Source organism: Corallincola spongiicola (assembly GCF_004284785.1).
Classification (GTDB): domain Bacteria; phylum Pseudomonadota; class Gammaproteobacteria; order Enterobacterales; family Neiellaceae; genus Corallincola; species Corallincola holothuriorum.
The window spans coordinates 634,120-649,860 of record NZ_SHLY01000002.1 but is presented as its reverse complement, the minus strand read 5'-3'; the positions used below and the strand labels follow the sequence as shown (position 1 = coordinate 649,860).

General features: G+C 45.0%; 14 protein-coding genes, 1 tRNA gene and 1 pseudogene. 8 read left to right on the top strand and 8 right to left on the bottom strand.

Going from position 1 to position 15,741, the window contains the following annotated elements:
* The first annotated feature begins 202 nt into the window (after positions 1-202).
* Positions 203-1,099: a MipA/OmpV family protein gene (locus EXY25_RS08540; protein ID WP_130566428.1), complete on the top strand. Its 897-nt coding sequence runs from the start codon at positions 203-205 to the stop codon at positions 1,097-1,099.
* A 61-nt stretch (positions 1,100-1,160) separates the two neighbouring features.
* Here EXY25_RS08540 and EXY25_RS08535 read toward each other — a convergent pair whose 3' ends face one another.
* Both EXY25_RS08535 and EXY25_RS08530 read right to left on the bottom strand, forming a co-directional pair.
* On the bottom strand, positions 1,161-1,544 hold the full coding sequence (locus tag EXY25_RS08535) for a hypothetical protein (protein WP_130566427.1): 384 nt from the start codon (positions 1,542-1,544) through the stop codon (positions 1,161-1,163).
* Between the two features lie 23 nt (positions 1,545-1,567).
* Complete coding sequence (locus tag EXY25_RS08530) at positions 1,568-1,798, bottom strand: hypothetical protein (RefSeq protein ID WP_130566426.1); 231 nt, start codon at positions 1,796-1,798, stop codon at positions 1,568-1,570.
* A gap of 162 nt (positions 1,799-1,960) precedes the next feature.
* Here EXY25_RS08530 and EXY25_RS08525 point away from each other — a divergent pair, with 162 nt between their 5' ends.
* From EXY25_RS08525 to EXY25_RS08510, 4 genes are all read left to right on the top strand, one after another.
* Positions 1,961-3,382, top strand: a complete 1,422-nt coding sequence (locus EXY25_RS08525) for a S41 family peptidase (RefSeq protein WP_165419307.1) — start codon at positions 1,961-1,963, stop codon at positions 3,380-3,382.
* Positions 3,372-4,061, top strand: coding sequence for a response regulator transcription factor (locus tag EXY25_RS08520; RefSeq protein ID WP_130566424.1), 690 nt, complete (start codon positions 3,372-3,374; stop codon positions 4,059-4,061). The genes EXY25_RS08525 and EXY25_RS08520 overlap by 11 nt, the downstream gene beginning before the upstream one ends.
* A 15-nt stretch (positions 4,062-4,076) precedes the next feature.
* A complete protein-coding gene (locus EXY25_RS08515) occupies positions 4,077-5,372 on the top strand; it encodes a sensor histidine kinase (RefSeq protein ID WP_165419306.1) in 1,296 nt (431 codons plus the stop codon).
* A 73-nt stretch (positions 5,373-5,445) separates the two neighbouring features.
* Positions 5,446-6,546, top strand: coding sequence for a type 1 glutamine amidotransferase domain-containing protein (locus EXY25_RS08510; protein WP_130566422.1), 1,101 nt, complete (start codon positions 5,446-5,448; stop codon positions 6,544-6,546).
* A gap of 224 nt (positions 6,547-6,770) precedes the next feature.
* Here EXY25_RS08510 and EXY25_RS08505 read toward each other — a convergent pair whose 3' ends face one another.
* Entirely contained in the window at positions 6,771-8,606 is a 1,836-nt protein-coding gene (locus EXY25_RS08505; protein WP_130566421.1) for a hypothetical protein, read from the bottom strand.
* A 341-nt stretch (positions 8,607-8,947) separates the two neighbouring features.
* Between EXY25_RS08505 and EXY25_RS18740 the strand changes: the two are divergent.
* Positions 8,948-9,371 (top strand): annotated as a pseudogene (locus EXY25_RS18740) (IS30 family transposase); the annotation flags it as partial.
* A 39-nt stretch (positions 9,372-9,410) separates the two neighbouring features.
* On the opposite strand, the gene EXY25_RS08495 reads toward EXY25_RS18740, so the two are convergent.
* From EXY25_RS08495 to EXY25_RS08485, 3 genes are all read right to left on the bottom strand, one after another.
* Positions 9,411-10,103 (bottom strand): choice-of-anchor R domain-containing protein, encoded by a 693-nt coding sequence (locus EXY25_RS08495; RefSeq protein WP_130566419.1) that lies wholly within the window; start codon positions 10,101-10,103, stop codon positions 9,411-9,413.
* A gap of 218 nt (positions 10,104-10,321) precedes the next feature.
* The gene (locus tag EXY25_RS08490; RefSeq protein ID WP_130566418.1) at positions 10,322-10,690 is read right to left on the bottom strand and encodes an SEL1-like repeat protein; all 369 of its coding nucleotides are present in this window, start codon (positions 10,688-10,690) and stop codon (positions 10,322-10,324) included.
* Positions 10,691-10,991: 301 nt separating this feature from the next.
* On the bottom strand, positions 10,992-11,450 hold the full coding sequence (locus EXY25_RS08485; RefSeq protein WP_130566417.1) for a hypothetical protein: 459 nt from the start codon (positions 11,448-11,450) through the stop codon (positions 10,992-10,994).
* A gap of 362 nt (positions 11,451-11,812) precedes the next feature.
* On the opposite strand from EXY25_RS08485, the gene EXY25_RS08480 reads away from it, so the two are divergent.
* Entirely contained in the window at positions 11,813-12,769 is a 957-nt protein-coding gene (locus tag EXY25_RS08480; RefSeq protein ID WP_130566416.1) for an IS30 family transposase, read from the top strand.
* Between the two features lie 176 nt (positions 12,770-12,945).
* Here the strand turns inward: EXY25_RS08480 and EXY25_RS08475 are convergent, their stop codons facing one another.
* Together EXY25_RS08475 and EXY25_RS08470 are read right to left on the bottom strand one after the other, a co-directional pair.
* Positions 12,946-14,814 (bottom strand): acyltransferase family protein, encoded by a 1,869-nt coding sequence (locus EXY25_RS08475; protein WP_130566415.1) that lies wholly within the window; start codon positions 14,812-14,814, stop codon positions 12,946-12,948.
* Between the two features lie 122 nt (positions 14,815-14,936).
* Positions 14,937-15,023: transfer RNA gene (locus tag EXY25_RS08470), tRNA-Leu, on the bottom strand.
* Positions 15,024-15,224: 201 nt separating this feature from the next.
* On the opposite strand from EXY25_RS08470, the gene EXY25_RS08465 reads away from it, so the two are divergent.
* On the top strand, positions 15,225-15,725 hold the full coding sequence (locus EXY25_RS08465; RefSeq protein WP_114337198.1) for an RDD family protein: 501 nt from the start codon (positions 15,225-15,227) through the stop codon (positions 15,723-15,725).
* The last annotated feature ends 16 nt before the right edge of the window (positions 15,726-15,741 follow it).

Below are 15,741 nucleotides of genomic sequence, written 5' to 3'. Positions count from 1 at the left end.
AGCGTATTCTTTCGGTTACTGAATAGATCTATGTCATGTAACCCAGCCACCAGGCTGGGTTTTTCTTTTGTATCTGCACACTGCTGTCCATAGAGAATCAATTGTAATAACTCGTGCAATCTACCGGTCTAGATTAAAGCGCCCACTGATCTAACATTGGGATAGCGCCATACAATCAAGGATAAACAGGTGAGAGAGCCAGATGTTAACACGCAAAAAGAGATTGCTAGCGACCAGTGGATTGATGTTGATATTTAGTACGCCAGCTAGCGCTGAGTCCCTCGAAGTAGAGTGTGTGACAAGCCGTCCATGCCAAACAGAAAGCACGCAGCAGCCACTTTGGGAGATAGGTCTGGCAGGCGCAATCATTTATGGACCAGACTATCCCGCGGCGGGTCAAAGCCATACTAACCAGATAGTATTGCCCTACCTGATCTATCGTGGCGATGTGATCCGCGCTGGTGAAGATGGGTTAATCAAGGCACAGGCATTTGAAGATGAGCGCTGGGAACTAGATCTGTCACTTGATGGGGCATTTAATGCGGACTCCGATGACAACGATGCTCGCGAGGGCATGCAGGATCTGGATTACCTGTTCGGGATCGGACCAGAGCTAAAGTACAAGATTTACCGAGCCGATGATGAACAAAGCAAGCTCGACCTTAAGCTGCAAGCACGCGCAGTGTTCTCCACCGATTTCTCCAATCTGAATCAGCGTGGCTATGCCTTTGAGCCGCAACTACGTTACGAGCATGACAACCTGTTTGGCAGAGAGATACGATTTGTTGGCACCGTCGGCCCGGTATGGGGCACAGAGAAGCTAACCGACTACTTCTACCAGGTCGATGACAAATATGTACGCCCAGGCCGTGAAGCCTATGATGCAAATGGCGGTTACATGGGCACAGATGTTGGCTTCGGACTGGTATTCACCCTGATGGAAAAACGTGCGCGTCTGTTCCTGGGGGGGCGAGTCAGCTTTCATCAAGGCGCAGAAAACGAAGACAGCCCGCTGTTTATTGACGAGACAACCTATGCCGTCGGCATGGGCTTCGCTTATCGCTTATTTGCGAGTGACAAAAAAGCATCTGGGGGCTGATATAAGCTGCTGCTAAGTCGTTTAGGGCTGTTTAACGAAAAAAGTTTTTTTCAATGCTCTATCAATAACTAGACCAGCCAATGTAAAACGTCACGCTACCCAATGAGAGCAGCGCCATTGGTGGCGTTGCAACACTTAGCCAACTTGCCAGCATCACTCTATTACCTGCAACAACCAGCATCACTCCGTCACCCTTTCGGTATAGCCCGGTAAGCAGCGAGTTATCGCATACATAAAGTTTCTTCCCCTGCTTCGGATCCACGTATTCAATCTTCAGGTGCCGTGATTTTCCGCCACGGGTTTCAGGACTAAAATTTCGCAGTACTTTATCAATCACAAGCCCTTGCAGCCGCTGCCCTCTCACATAAAACAGAACGCGCCAAGTAAACAAAGCAACAGCCCAGGCAATCAATAAACCACCGACAATGATGCAGTAATAAGCCACACAGAATCCTCAACGCGATGTAGTCATTTCAATTTGGCGATAAAACCGACGTAGGTAGCAACCGCAAAAACCAGACCGTACCACAGCAAGGAAAAGTAATATTTAATGGGGGCACTAGCTGCGGTCACAGTATGTTCGTGCCCAATGGCGTGATAGTGGAAACCACCATCGTACAAGGTCTTTGCTAACGCAATACCAAAAGCGACACTGAATATCCGTCCTATCAATCGGCTTTTTTTATCGACTTTCATCATCTGCTTTCGGCCATATTGTTTGAACTCAATACCCTATCATCAAGGCGTTGAGTGGAAAAATGCTCAGGCACAATGTGGTGCCCTTACTGCAACTGACCACGACAAAACCTTCACAAATATATCGTTAGCCTATGGGCATATTTAGCTAATACGGCCACGATGATGAACAAACCTCTATTTTTCACCCTCCTCTCAGCACTATGGCTGTTTGGCTGCCATCCAGATCATTTAGACCTGTTGCCGCCATTGGAAGATCCATCACTGATGGAGAAAAAGCTGACCGTCGAGCAGATGCATCAGGACATAGATGCGTTTGTTACAGGCGTTTTGGAACGCCACCCCGAACTCGATGCTTATGCGGATATGGGTTCACTTAAGGCTGCAGTCAAAGAGGCCAAAGCTGAGATCACGCAGCCCCTGCTTAGGACCGATTTTTATCGCATCGCTGGCAGGCTTAACCACCATTTAAACGACGGCCACTCTTTCTTAATCTGGCCATATCAGGAGTACAAACAACTCAAAGAGGACGGCCACAACCCGTTTCCTTTTGATGTGGTGATCTCACAACAAGGGGTGATCTACCTAAAGTATGATTATCAAAACGGGAAGCATAAGCTGGCGGCTGGCAGCCAGATACTCACTATCAACGGCGTGCCTGCCTCCTCTATTGTCAGCACGCTGCAGCAATACAGCGGTGGCGAATCTCGCCGGTTACGAGAGCAGGTCGTTGCCAAGCGGTTCGCGCTGTCACTCTGGGCAGTTTTCGGCTTTATCGACAGCTTTGAACTTGAGCTCGATGGCAGATCAGCCTCGCTTGCCATCACTCAAGTTGCCATCACCAAAGATCAGTCCTGGCAGCGAGTTTCTGCAGACAGCAACGAGCAACAGGGCGAACACTACTATAAGCAGCTGCAAGCGGGAGTAGGTTTACTCTATCTCGCCCACTTCGATATCGAACCAAATGAATTTGAAGACTTTATTGACGGTGCCTTTGCTGAAATAAAGCGGGATGAAATTCACTCATTGATCATCGACATTCGTGATAACCCGGGCGGCAATACCGACACCGTCACCTACCTGAGCCGCTATCTGGCGGATAAACCGTTCAGGCTGGTTTCTTCAGTACGAGAGAAGTTAAACCGGGATAACCGAGGCTGGTTTAACTATAAAGGTGAAGTGGGTGAACTCATTACCACCCAATGGCAAGAGTGGGAAACGCCTATCGAAACAGAGCAGCGATTTAAAGGCGAGGTCTATCTGCTGGTGGGGCCGATAACCTACTCCGCCGCTATCGTGTTGGCAACCACACTGAAAGACCATCAGTTTGCTACTCTGGTTGGTGAGAAAACCGGGGGATTTGCCAATCAAACCGCACAGGGTAATTTGTTTAACCTGCCCCATTCTAAGTTGCGAGCCTATGTCACCACCCGAACGCTGATACGGCCAAATGGCGACATCGAACGACGCAGTGTCGAACCCCATCATGTGGTTAACCGCTCAGTAGATGATATAAAGAAGCAAAGAGATGCAGGCATTGCACGCGCGCTAACTCTGATAGAGGAAAAACAAGCCAATGACGCCTAAGTATGCCGTTCTGGTAGTCGAAGATAATCAGGATATCGCAATACAGCTGGTCGACTACCTCGCCGACAAGGGGTTAGTGGTCGACTATGCGGCTGATGGCAAAACCGCGCTGCAACTGCTGGCGGCACAGCGTTACGATATTGTGGTACTCGATCTGATGCTGCCTGATATGGATGGCCTCAGCATTTGTAACCATATCAAACAAAACCTGAGTACCAATATTCCGGTGCTGATGCTGACCGCCAGGGACAGTTTGGATGAAAAAGTGCAAGGGTTTGGTGTCGGAGCTGACGATTACCTGACCAAACCGTTTGCGCTGCAAGAGGTGTATGTTCGTTGTCTTGCGTTGGGAAAACGTCATCAACTGCATCAGCAAAATACGCTGACCATCGGTGAGCTTGAGGTCAATTTGCATAAGCACTCAGCGACGCGAGCGGGTCAGCCGCTCTCGCTCTCAAGCACTGACTTTACCATTCTGAAGCTGTTAGCAGACGCTTACCCAAACGCGGTCAGCAAACGACAACTGACCGAGCAGATCTGGGGAGATGAAGCGCCACAAACGGATGTTCTACGCAGCCATATTTACACCCTGCGGAATGTGCTGGATAAACCTTTTACTTACCCAATGCTGAAAACGCTCCATGGCATTGGCTTCAGATTGGCACTACCAAGCGAGTAGTAAGAGATGGCTCGAATGAATAAAAGCTTACCCTCCGCCATCACCGGCCTTGTGTTAGGTGTCGCCATTAGTATTACGCTGATTTATAGCCTGCTGATCCTGCTCTATTCCTGGATGGTTGAAGACAATATTTTTAACCGACTGGTCGCCGCCGAAGCGGATTTTATTGAGCAGTCCTATCAACAGAGCGGCACCCTGCCCCAGCCCCGGTCAGGCTTTGTTACCCTGCATCACAATTGGCAGGATATGCCGCAAGAGCTAATAGACGCCCGCAAACGCAAGCAGGATCGCATTGAATTTGACTTAAATGATGGCTCCACGGTGCATATTCATGTGTTACAACTGGAGGGGATCGATTATGTGTTAATGGCCAAGGTTGACGACTTTGAGGTCAGCAAAGATTATCTTCCAAACCTACTTGGCTGGCTTGCCCTGCTGGCGCTAGCTGGCGCGGCATTGGTCTCCATCATCGCTTTTATGATTGGTCGACGACTAACCCGACCGATAAAAAAACTGGCCGACCAAGTAAGCTATTTACCCACCGAAAGCAATGGCGCAACGTTCGCCAACAACTATCCAGACAATGAAATACGGGTGCTTGCCAACGCTGTCGAAACCAGTTTTTTCAACCTGCAGGACGCGCTGCAGCGGGAGATAAACTTCACCCGCGATGTCAGCCATGAAATACGAACGCCGATCAGCATCCTCAAGAATCTTCTCGACAGCCGAAGTCACTCACAGCAGCTAACACAAAGCGACTATCAGCAAGCGCAACGCGCGATCTTTGAACTGGAAAAGGTAACTCACACACTATTAGCGCTGGCTCGAAACGAATCGAAGCAGAAATCTGAATTAGATATGACGCAGTTAGTGGAAAACACACTGCTTGAACACTTTGAGTTAAACAACTCTGAGAAAGGACAAAAGCTCTCGCTGCAATTGTCGCTGCAAGAAGGAATTTACCTGCACGCGAACTGGAACCTGACACAGATCCTGCTCAACAATATCATCTCCAATATCGTGCAATACGCCACTGGAAGCGACGTCGAGATCAGGCTTACGTCAACCTCGCTTTCCTTTATCAACCACACGACAACACCGGTCCCGGTGCAACCTGAAGCAGCAGGAGTTAAAGCTCAACTAAGCACAGGCATCGGTCAGGGTCTTAACCTGATTGAGCGTATCTGTGCCGTCAACCATTGGCAGATGGAAACACATTCCTCCCCCACAGTCCCCTTAAACTCTGAACACTCTTCATCAAAAGAAACAACATCAGCGTTCAAACTGACCGTTCATTTCAACCCGACCTAATTTATGGCTGATTTCTTCACAAAATCACGACAAAGGCATAGCTAAAGTGCTCCTAATATCGGAGGAGCACATCATGAAAAAAAGTTTCTATTCCCTGTTAGCACTGATTTTATTCACGGTTTCATTTGCGGCATATTCTGACACCCGCGTTGCATTGCTGATATCTGGATACGGCAACGAAAGCGATGGCAACATCAGTTACGATCTTGAGGAACTGGCCCAAACCTATCTGGTACTGGCAAACAATGGGATCACGCTGGATATCGTCAGCCCTAAAGGCGGCGCGGTTCCTGTTCACAACAAGAAAGACGACCTCGAGTACATTCAGCGGTTTAAACAACACACGCCGGCACTGAGCCAGCTGGCTAATACCTTATCGGCTAAACAGGCGCTGACCCAAGAGTATCAGGGGCTGATGGTTATCGGTGGAGATGGTGCCATGTTCGACCTGCCTTTTGACAAAGATACCCAGACATTGGTGACGCAATTTGCCCATCAGAACAAGCCGATTGCCGCGGTATGCCATGGCCCGGCGGCGTTGGTAAACATCAAACAAGAGAATGGTGACTACTTTGTTAAGGGCAAACGGGTAAACAGTTTCACCCTGAAAGAGGAACACGCCTTCAGCGCCGAGTTGTTGGATAAGTTTCCATTTATGCTGCAAACCGAACTGGAAACACGCGGCGCGATCTTCCAGTCCAATGCGCCGATGCTGCCTTTTGTGGCCGAAGATGGTCAGCTGATCACAGCACAAAATCCCATGTCTGTGGCCAAAGCGGCAGATGCCTTGGTGGTAAAACTGGGTCTAACACCAAAAACCAGAACCCTATATCGAGATGAAGCCACGTTTCAATTGATCTCGCGGGCAAGAACCGAAGGCGCCTTTATCATCGACATTGCTTTGGCCAGCGCAAAGGAAAGCTACAACCTGAACTATATGGCGTTGTATGGCTTTTATGCTTACCAGCTTGCAGACACGCCAGAGCAAAAGCTTGTCGAGCTTGAGATCATGGCTCGGATCGGCAAACAGTTTTCCCACCCCAAGTACTCTCTCGCGCTAATCAGCGCTTATCTCGAGCAGGGCTATGTTGAGCAGGCCAAATCAGAAAAGAAACTGCTGATGAGTGCATTCCCCAAGACCGAGTTGCCCGAAACCGTGAAACAGCTGAATTAGCTCACGCCTCGCAACACGTTTGAACTCCATGATAAGACGGACGGAGAAAGCATGATGAGGATATGAACGACACGCCTTAGTCGACCAGTGATGAATAGGAAGGGCGACGCCTTTCCTATTCATTTTACCTTATCGGCTTACGCCTTTGCCGCATAACAAAATCAATGAGGACAGCCATTTCCCAATACGGACATAAGATAACCCGAAAGCGCCACGAACAGTCGTCACCTATCCTGCTCATACAACACCAACTTGTCGTAGTCGACGCTAGCCGGGGTTCCCTCTTGATGGCTATACAGGTGCTTCAATGGCATGGTATTCCAAGAGGATTTTTGGAACTGATACAGCGCTTGGTTAAAAGTTAAGTGAGCATTCGTCCTGATGGTAGCCGCCTCAGACTCGACATATTCGCGAATTTTCTTCGGCCAATCCGCGATCTTCTGCCCTTTTTTAAGCGCCTTTGGATTCGCTTTTTGGTAAAAACTGTAGAAATAGGCTTTCAACGGCTTAGGGTTGGCATCGCAAGTGAACTGCACTTCATAGCCCATATTGTTTGACGGCAGAGATAAACTCACGAACCCGCCCGAAACGCTGCCGGAAACATCAAAACGGGGGGTATAAATTTGATCCTTTTTAACGCTGCAATTAAACCCGCCCTTAGGATGAGCGATGGATTGATGGGACACGAAAAAGGATCTACCACTACCATTTTTAAACTTCCCATCTTCAATTTCAAAATCAATCTCCGTGTTTACTTTTGTCGCAATGCCACCGAACAGGTAACTGTCGCCAAACACCAGATCATTTTTTTGCTCAATCACCAAGCGCCAACGCTGCCGCTCTTTCAATACAACCAGCCTAAAGCCATCGCCAAGGTGAGATAAGGAGTTTTCAAACATCACTTGCGCTTGATGTTTGCCCGCTGGCAACTTGTCCGCCTCAGGCCTGAGAGAAAGCTGAATATCGAGTGTTTCATCGGGTGCTAGTTTGCCTTTGTTTGGCTGAACGCCTACCCACGGTTGGTCTGCAGCGATACTAAAACTAAGCTCCTGCTCGCCTTCATTCTTTATTTGATAGGACTTTTGCCGAGGGGCAAACGACTTCTTAGAGGTATTTCGAAAAGCCTCAAATGAGCCGGTAGGCGAAACAACCAGCATACCGGGTCGAGTGGCCGACAGCGTGTAACTCAATTCCCCCTGAACGTGGCGCTTATGCCCTTCGCCGTAAGCCCAATCTGATGAGAAATCTATTCTAAAATTTTTCTCAATTTTCTTACCCTGCAGCAAGCTAAAGAACTCTTCATAGGTGGGCGCCAAATCAACCATAGAGAGTCCATCTGACAGTTCTTCATTAGCACGTGCGCCATTCACCAGATCAAGCTGGCCAATATTATTGGCGCCAGAAAAGTCGCCATGTTGAAACCACTGGAGCTGCGGGGAATTGATATGACTATCACTATGAACCGTACTGCCTCTTTTTGCCTCCAAGAAGAACCACGCGCTTTGCCAATAGGTTTTCGCCTTGAAATTCGCATGCCGCCACGAGTCAAAATAGGGATAAAACTCATCTCCATCATCCTGTCTGCGCCAGAATTGAGCGTAGTTTCTGACGATTTTAGTCTGGCGACTTTCAGGCCTGATCGCTGAAAACCCAGGTACGACAGCACGAAAAATTTCAACGCAACTTTTTGATGTGATTTTGCAATCTGGCTTGGCCTGAAAAATATGTAATTCACCTATACCGCGCTCTTTTATGTGCCAAAACATCTTATCGGTGAAATCTGGGCCTTCGTGTTTTTCAGCCACTTCCCACTCAATATCCACCTTGATTGGCTGACACTCGACCATGACATAAGGCCCGTTATAGGGCCCTTTTGAACGCCACTGACATGGAAAATCTTTGCCTTGTATCGCTTGAAACTGCGTCACCAAATTGCTCAAAGGATCTCCTGCGAGCTCAGTACAAATACCAAGACCGGACGGAAGGCTCAGAACAACCACAAACAAGAGAAAGGGTAGACGTTGATAGAAAGAGGCCACGGCAACATCCTTTGTCGACACAAGCTTGCCTTTTAAGCCTAGCCGCCAACGGCGCCACCGATGGTGTGTACCTTGCCCAATCGAACATTTATTGCTTGGTATCAATTTTCAAGCAACAGCCATTGCCTTGTTGGGGATTGCCGACGAGATAAAAGTGATTGGCTAGCAATTTCTGCCCTCAAGAGAAATGCAGCACAAGCACAAAATTCGATGGTGAAGACTTCACCTAATAGGGCTAAGCGCTCTAACACTCGCTGTTTGCGATGACTGTAGTCGGTGTTGGTAAATATATCTTCGCCGCACAAGAAAGCACGACGAACGCAGCGGTAAACACAATGATAGTAAGGCGTATCGGCTGGCGAAGTCGCTCCAGCCGCAACCGTAGGTTAACTCCCGACTTTATATTGGTGGAAATTCTGTTGGGGCTTGAATGGAGTCCTGAACAAATCATGGGTTATCTAAAGCGGCACAACAGACCATGTGTGAGCCTCGAAAGCGTCTATCAATACATCTGGGCGGATAAGGAGAATGGCACTGAATTTCATCAATATCCCACGATTGAAGAAGCCACCAAAACGACATTCCACTTCGCTAATCCTCACCACTCTTGGGAGCGAGGCACGAATGAAAACACCAACGGCCTGATACGGCAATACCTGCCTAAAGGCACATCGATGGCATCAATAACGCAAGCAGACTGTGAATCTATCGCCAAGCGATTGGAACAACCGCCCGAGAAAACGATTAGGCTACAAAACACCTGAAGAGGTATTCAATGAACACTAACCGCTACTGTTGCACTTCAAACTTGATACTAGGCTTCGTTTACTCTCGTTCACTTAGCCGATGCCTTCCAGCCAAACATAATAAGGAGCCAACAAACAAAATAACTGATGAAGGTGTTGGAACTACGGTTGCATTTGCATTAATCCTGAATGCCTGTTGTCCATACTTAGAGCGATCCTTCCATATACCGTCGCCGCTTCTATAGCTTAAACGAGGACCGGTATCTGTATTCCATGGCGCAATGCCATTCCATAGCCAACCTAATTCAGACATTGGATCAAGAGCTGATGCCACGAGCCAATAGTTACTTCCAGCAAATAATGTTGGATTAGTAGCTGACTCAATGAAATACATTTGATGGGAGTATTTTGGTGCCAACTCAACACTTAAACTTTCAATAGCAGCGCCGGGAACCCCTCCTAAGTCATTGTGAAGAGTCAATGTCACTCTATTCGAACCATCATTGTTACGAGGGTTGGACAACGCTACTTCAATGGACTCTAATGTGATGTCAACAAAGCCTGAAGAAATCGAAAAACCATTTGCAACTTTTTGTTGTTCTAGGGTGTAAGGATTCAGCCCTATATCAGCAGAAAAACCTGAATTAGAGTTTTTTGTTGAAAAATCATCATCTGGCCCGAAGGTATTATACAAAATAACAGGTGAAGCATTTGTCGCTGTGGTTATGAGGATAAGCATTGAACTAAAAATAAATTTTATAAAAATTTCCATATAGCGATTTCCTTGATATTGATTACGCATTCTAATTTACATAACAACTAAAGAATGACAAGTCTTTGTTAGGCCAGCAGCCTTTACCTCTATTACCGCACAAATAGTCACCTTTGAACACAAGAGAACGGGACAAGAGAACCGGACCAAGACCCGTCAATGTCGTGTGAATGACTCCTTACCCCCTGCCAATTTATCTCGGCGCACAGGGTGTCCCTTTACTCTTTGTTTCGGACCAACTGTTCAAGTAGTGTCTCGGCATATTTATATCCCAAATTCGCAGCTTGAGTTGCACACTCAATACACTTACTTACATCTCTTTCAATACCTTCGCCGTAAAGATAACAGCAAGCAAGTTGATACATTGCTTCCGGACACCCCAGAGACGACGATTTTTTTAATAGCCTGATTCTCCTCTCGTCAAATTCCTCATCTGTTTCATTCCAGATTGGGAGGCTAAAACTTGAGTAAATGTAAAGTGCGTAAGGCTCTTCTTTTTCAATATGGCTTTTGAGAAAAATATATAATTCATCAATCTCCTCCCTGTCGTAGAATTCTTCTATTTTTTCCCTGTCTTTATCATTCATTTTTTAGACCTTGGCATGTGAATCTTTCCTTTTCGGTCAATACATCGCCTTTGCGCATGATGCGTATCTACTACACGAACCGTAGAGTTAGCCATTCGAACAACTTGCTTTTTGGCAGTTATCAAGTCTTTACCCCCCAGCCCTAGCCGTAAATCGCTGACAGTCCGGTGGATCGTCGAAGGTCTAAAAATCATGAGGACAGCCACTTCCAAATACGGAAATAAGAGAATCCACAAGCGCCGCTCGCGGCAGTCATCGGTCAAGAGGATAATCTTGCCCTTGTTATGCTTCGAACTTGATACTAGCCACTAATTTTGTACTCTTCTATATGGTTAAACCATTCACAAAGCTCTATTACACCATCTGCACTTTCATCGTCAAACATAACCGCTCTACTTATATTCTCGTAGTAAGCGAGATTCATTCCATCCTCAGATCTATACACATCCCCACAAGGAGGGTAATGAACTAGACTTAAGCTGCTAAAATACTCTTTCACTCCTGAATTAAGAGTATATTTGTTACCTATATGAAAAAACATTCCGCTATGAGAGTAATCAATTAGATCATATATTCCATCTTTAAAACCACTGATCACCCAGCCACTATCCAATTTATACCTAACACCATCAAGTAAAATTTCGTCCCCTTTGGTTAAACTATAAAAGTGAAAGTAGAAAAACCAAACAAACCAATTCACATTAAAGAAAAAGACAATAAGAAACGTTAAACTGGCTATCCATCTAATTTTTAAAGCCATTATTTTCCTCACATAATTCATTTAACTTTTTATCGTCATCATCATAGTCAATAGCAACACTAACTGCGGTTGCGGTTGCAGCTGCAGATGCAAATGCAGAGACATATATACCCCTTTACTCCCCTCAGGTAATTCGCAGTCTTCTCTAGCACATCAAAACTCACCAGCCCAAATACATATATCTTTATAAAAATAATCGTCATTACCTGGTCGAATAAAGACAAAATCAACGTCGAATGGCTGTCCACTTACTCGTGCTATTCCTACACTTGGATTCATATACTAACCGCAACAAGCCCTCGTATTAGAACGATGAACTGTGGTATTTCCTGTGTCTCGCTCCCGCCAAGAAGTGAAACAACATGAACTACCAACAGCTCACCGAGAATGAAAGATATATGCTTTCAGCCCTTAGAAAGCAAGGACTTAATAATTCGCAGATAGCAAACGCGTTAGGTCGCCACCGAAGCACCATCTCTCGTGAAATAGCGAGAAACTCATGTTGGGTAACCGACTGTGCCTATCGTCCAAGTAAGGCACAGCGCCGCACTCAAGCTAGGCGAAGCCGCTCCAGGCGCAACCGTCGGTTAACTCCCGATGATTTTATATTGGTGGAAATGCTGTTGGGGCTTGAATGGAGTCCTGAACAAATCGTGGGTTATCTAAAGCGGCACAACAGGCCATGTGTGAGCCACGAAAGCATCTGCCAATACATCTGGGCGGATAAGGCGAATGGCGGCGAGCTATGGAAGAAACTTCGTCAATCAACTAAGCAACGGCGAAAGCGGTATCGCAGCTACGATAGCCGAGGCAGGCTAGCAGCTAAACGTAATATCGCTGAGCGCCCTCAAGACGTCGAGGATAGAAAAACGTTCGGTCACTGGGAGATTGATACGGTGATGGGGAAAGGCTCTAAGCACTGCATTGTCACCTTGGTTGAACGCAAGTCAGGTTACACCGTTATTGGCCAGCTAAACGACCGGACGACCTATTCTTTAAACAACAGAGCCATCGATATCATGCAACGTTCAAGACGAGAGTTCGCCACTATCACGGCCGACAATGGCACTGAATTTCATCAATATCCCACGATTGAAGAAGCCACCAAAACGACATTCTACTTCGCGAATCCTCACCACTCTTGGGAGCGAGGCACTAATGAAAATACCAACGGCCTGATACGGCAATACCTGCCTAAAGGCACATCGATGGCATCAATAACGCAAGCAGACTGTGAATCTATCGCCAAGCGATTGAACAACCGTCCGAGAAAACGATTAGGCTACAAAACACCTGAAGAGGTATTCAATGAACACTAACCGCTACTGTTGCACTTCAAACTTGATACTAGGTGAGGATGAGTCCCCACGCGAAGTACCTTCACATTTCTCACATCACTAAATCATTAGATATTGAAAATAAAATTCAGAAGTTATTTGATTTATAAATGAAAGATCTTAAATTAAAATGAATAACTCAAGATCTTACTAATTCACTAATTTGATATTAAAAAGTCCAAATAGTGTACTTCTTTAGCAACATAAGACGCTGATAAGTGGCTTGAATCTCTATGAGTCAACCTATAACCATTATAGAATGGACTACAATTAGGCTTACATAAAAATTGTTGTGGATCTATAATTTCCACATCAAATTCATTAAGAATAGGAATTATAAATTCTTTATATTCAACGTTATTGTTCTTAGGGAAAGCAATATCTTTTGACCCATTACCCAAAAGTTCCAACCGACCAAGGTAATCATAATCATACATATCCCCTTTAGGTGTTGGAAATATATAATATGCTTTATCTGTTTTTTCACTTAAGATATTGAATAGCTCTATAATTCTCCGCCTTAACTCTTCTTTTCCATCAATGGTATCTAAGCTAACTAAAAAACCATCATGACGTTCTATAAAATTATCGTTACGTAAAAGATATTGATCAAGATTTCCTGTTACTACTACCTTTGAAAAATTAACTTCATTAATTATTTTTTCAAGCCACATAAAATTATGGCAATCATGACCGCCACGATACTTAAACCCTGAAACAGGAAAGCAACCACTTTCAGTTAGAAAAAACAAATTGTTTTTAACACTTCTCTCTTTCGTGAGGATGTAATACTGCTGGATCAGGCTATCACCTAAAAATAACACATTTTCCTTACCAACCCCCTCTACGAAATTTATATCTACACCTTTAATTGTTTCACTTTCTTTCGGATAAAACCAATCATTACGAATATCAACATTCTTATCAAAAAAACCATCATTTTCAAACTTGTTAAGATAAACATCATTAAATGGAAGTGTAGAAAAAAAAATAACAAAAAGACATATAATTAAAGGCTTTCCTATTGAGATCCAATTTACACTATTATTATTTACAAAATTAGATTCAACAAACCTATAACTTAGAAACCCAATGAACACTGAAAATATTATTAAAAATATAGCGCTTTCAATAGAGTAGTAATTTGATAAAACGACAAGAGGCCAGTGCCAAAGATAAATAGAGTAAGACCACTTACCTAATAATTGAAATAGAACATTACCAGTTACAGCACTATCATTCCTTTGAGCTTGGACTAGCAAGAACGCACCCAAAACAGGAATTAAAGCCAAGTATCCTGGCCACAAGTTTTCTTTTGAAATAAAAATATAAGATAAAATTATTAGTGTTAACCCAAACCATTCAAAGGCTTTCTTTCTATTCTCTGCGAATTTTAACGGATAAAGGTACGCAACACCACCAATCATCATTTCCCACGCTCTGGTAGGTAATAGATAGTAAGCAGAATTAGGCCATTTATAGGTTACTATCACACAGAAGATAAAACCCAACACCGTTCCAACTAAAATAGTCGCTTTCATAGCCTTTAACGACATAAACTTTCTCATAGCAACAAGAACTAATGGGTAGATTATGTAGAACTGCCATTCGGCAGATAAAGACCAAGTATGTAAAAGCCACTTTTCGTGTGAAGTAGCATCAAAATAGCCAGACTCTCTCCAATATATGATATTGGACAAAAAGCTCATACTGCTGCCTACATGCTTTCCTAATGCTTTGTAATCAAGTGGAGTAAGGTAGAACCAACCGAACACTAATAAGACCAGGCAAAGAACTGCTAACGCTGGTATGATCCTGTTAGCTCTTGCGACATAAAACTTCAAAATAGAAAAGTTTTCTTGCTCGAACCCTCTAAATATTATCCCTGTCATTAAGAAACCAGAAATAACAAAAAACACGTCTACCCCTGCAAAACCGCCGGGCATCCAACTCGCATTGAAATGAAATAACACAACAGCTATTACGGCTATGGCTCTTAAACCATTTATATCTTTTCTAAACCGCACAAGCCTAAACCAACTGATTAAAATATTTGGGGGTATTTTATACTAATACTAAAGCAAGACAAGACAAGACTATTTAGTGCAAATAGCAAAGAACCGTTCATATAGAACGGTTCTTTTAAAGATGGTACCAGTGGGCGGACTTGAACCGCCACGCCCGCAAAGGCAACGGATTTTGAATCCGTCATGTCTACCAATTCCATCACACTGGCAATGAATTTTAAGGCTTCCGCCTGTGTTACTGAGCAGATTTTGCAATCATCTCGGTAACGAAGTGCGGCTATTATACGTATTCGTCGCCGCTAGACAAGCCCCGTTTTTCTAACCGCTCAAGATTCGTACAGAGTTGCGAAAAATCATCTGATACACTGAACCGAGAATCTTGGCTAGTTCACTCAATATACAGGTAAATCATGGCTGAAAATCCGTTTAAAGAGTTTCCCCGTGCAGGCTTTTTTCGACGCTTAGGCGCTATGATCTATGACTTTTTAATCGTCATGGCGATCTATATGGTTGCAGGTGCGCTGGCCATGCTATTCGTGGTTGTGTTGGAAAAATTTGGTGCTATCTCTTTAGAAGGTTATCAGGACACAGCAGACTATTTGGGCGCTCAGCCTTGGTTCACCTTCTTTTTGGTGGTCTGTATTTGTAGTTTTTACGTCTGGTTTTGGAGCCATGGCGGCCAAACCATCGGCATGCGGGCATGGCGTTTACGGGTACAAAATGATGACGGCACGGCGATCACGTTAATGCAGGCGATCATCCGCTTGTTCTCTGCCGCCATGGGCATAGGCAACCTGCTGGTCATCATGGACCGGAAGCAAAAATTGGCGCTACAGGATCATATGGCGGATTGCGAAGTGATTGTTCTAAGTAAAGAAGCAAATCAATTTAGAAATTGGCAAACCCCATAAATCAGGGGCTGCCAAT

Excerpts from the sequence above, each read along its gene's own strand:
- EXY25_RS08540 (WP_130566428.1), top strand. The coding sequence starts at position 203 with ATGTTAACACGCAAAAAGAGATTGCTAGCGACCAGTGGATTGATGTTG.
- EXY25_RS08530 (WP_130566426.1), bottom strand. The coding sequence starts at position 1,798 with ATGATGAAAGTCGATAAAAAAAGCCGATTGATAGGACGGATATTCAGT.
- EXY25_RS08525 (WP_165419307.1), top strand. The coding sequence starts at position 1,961 with ATGAACAAACCTCTATTTTTCACCCTCCTCTCAGCACTATGGCTGTTT.
- EXY25_RS08520 (WP_130566424.1), top strand. The coding sequence starts at position 3,372 with ATGACGCCTAAGTATGCCGTTCTGGTAGTCGAAGATAATCAGGATATC.
- EXY25_RS08515 (WP_165419306.1), top strand. The coding sequence starts at position 4,077 with ATGAATAAAAGCTTACCCTCCGCCATCACCGGCCTTGTGTTAGGTGTC.
- EXY25_RS08510 (WP_130566422.1), top strand. The coding sequence starts at position 5,446 with ATGAAAAAAAGTTTCTATTCCCTGTTAGCACTGATTTTATTCACGGTT.
- EXY25_RS08495 (WP_130566419.1), bottom strand. The coding sequence starts at position 10,103 with ATGGAAATTTTTATAAAATTTATTTTTAGTTCAATGCTTATCCTCATA.
- EXY25_RS08490 (WP_130566418.1), bottom strand. The coding sequence starts at position 10,690 with ATGAATGATAAAGACAGGGAAAAAATAGAAGAATTCTACGACAGGGAG.
- EXY25_RS08485 (WP_130566417.1), bottom strand. The coding sequence starts at position 11,450 with ATGGCTTTAAAAATTAGATGGATAGCCAGTTTAACGTTTCTTATTGTC.
- EXY25_RS08480 (WP_130566416.1), top strand. The coding sequence starts at position 11,813 with ATGAACTACCAACAGCTCACCGAGAATGAAAGATATATGCTTTCAGCC.
- EXY25_RS08465 (WP_114337198.1), top strand. The coding sequence starts at position 15,225 with ATGGCTGAAAATCCGTTTAAAGAGTTTCCCCGTGCAGGCTTTTTTCGA.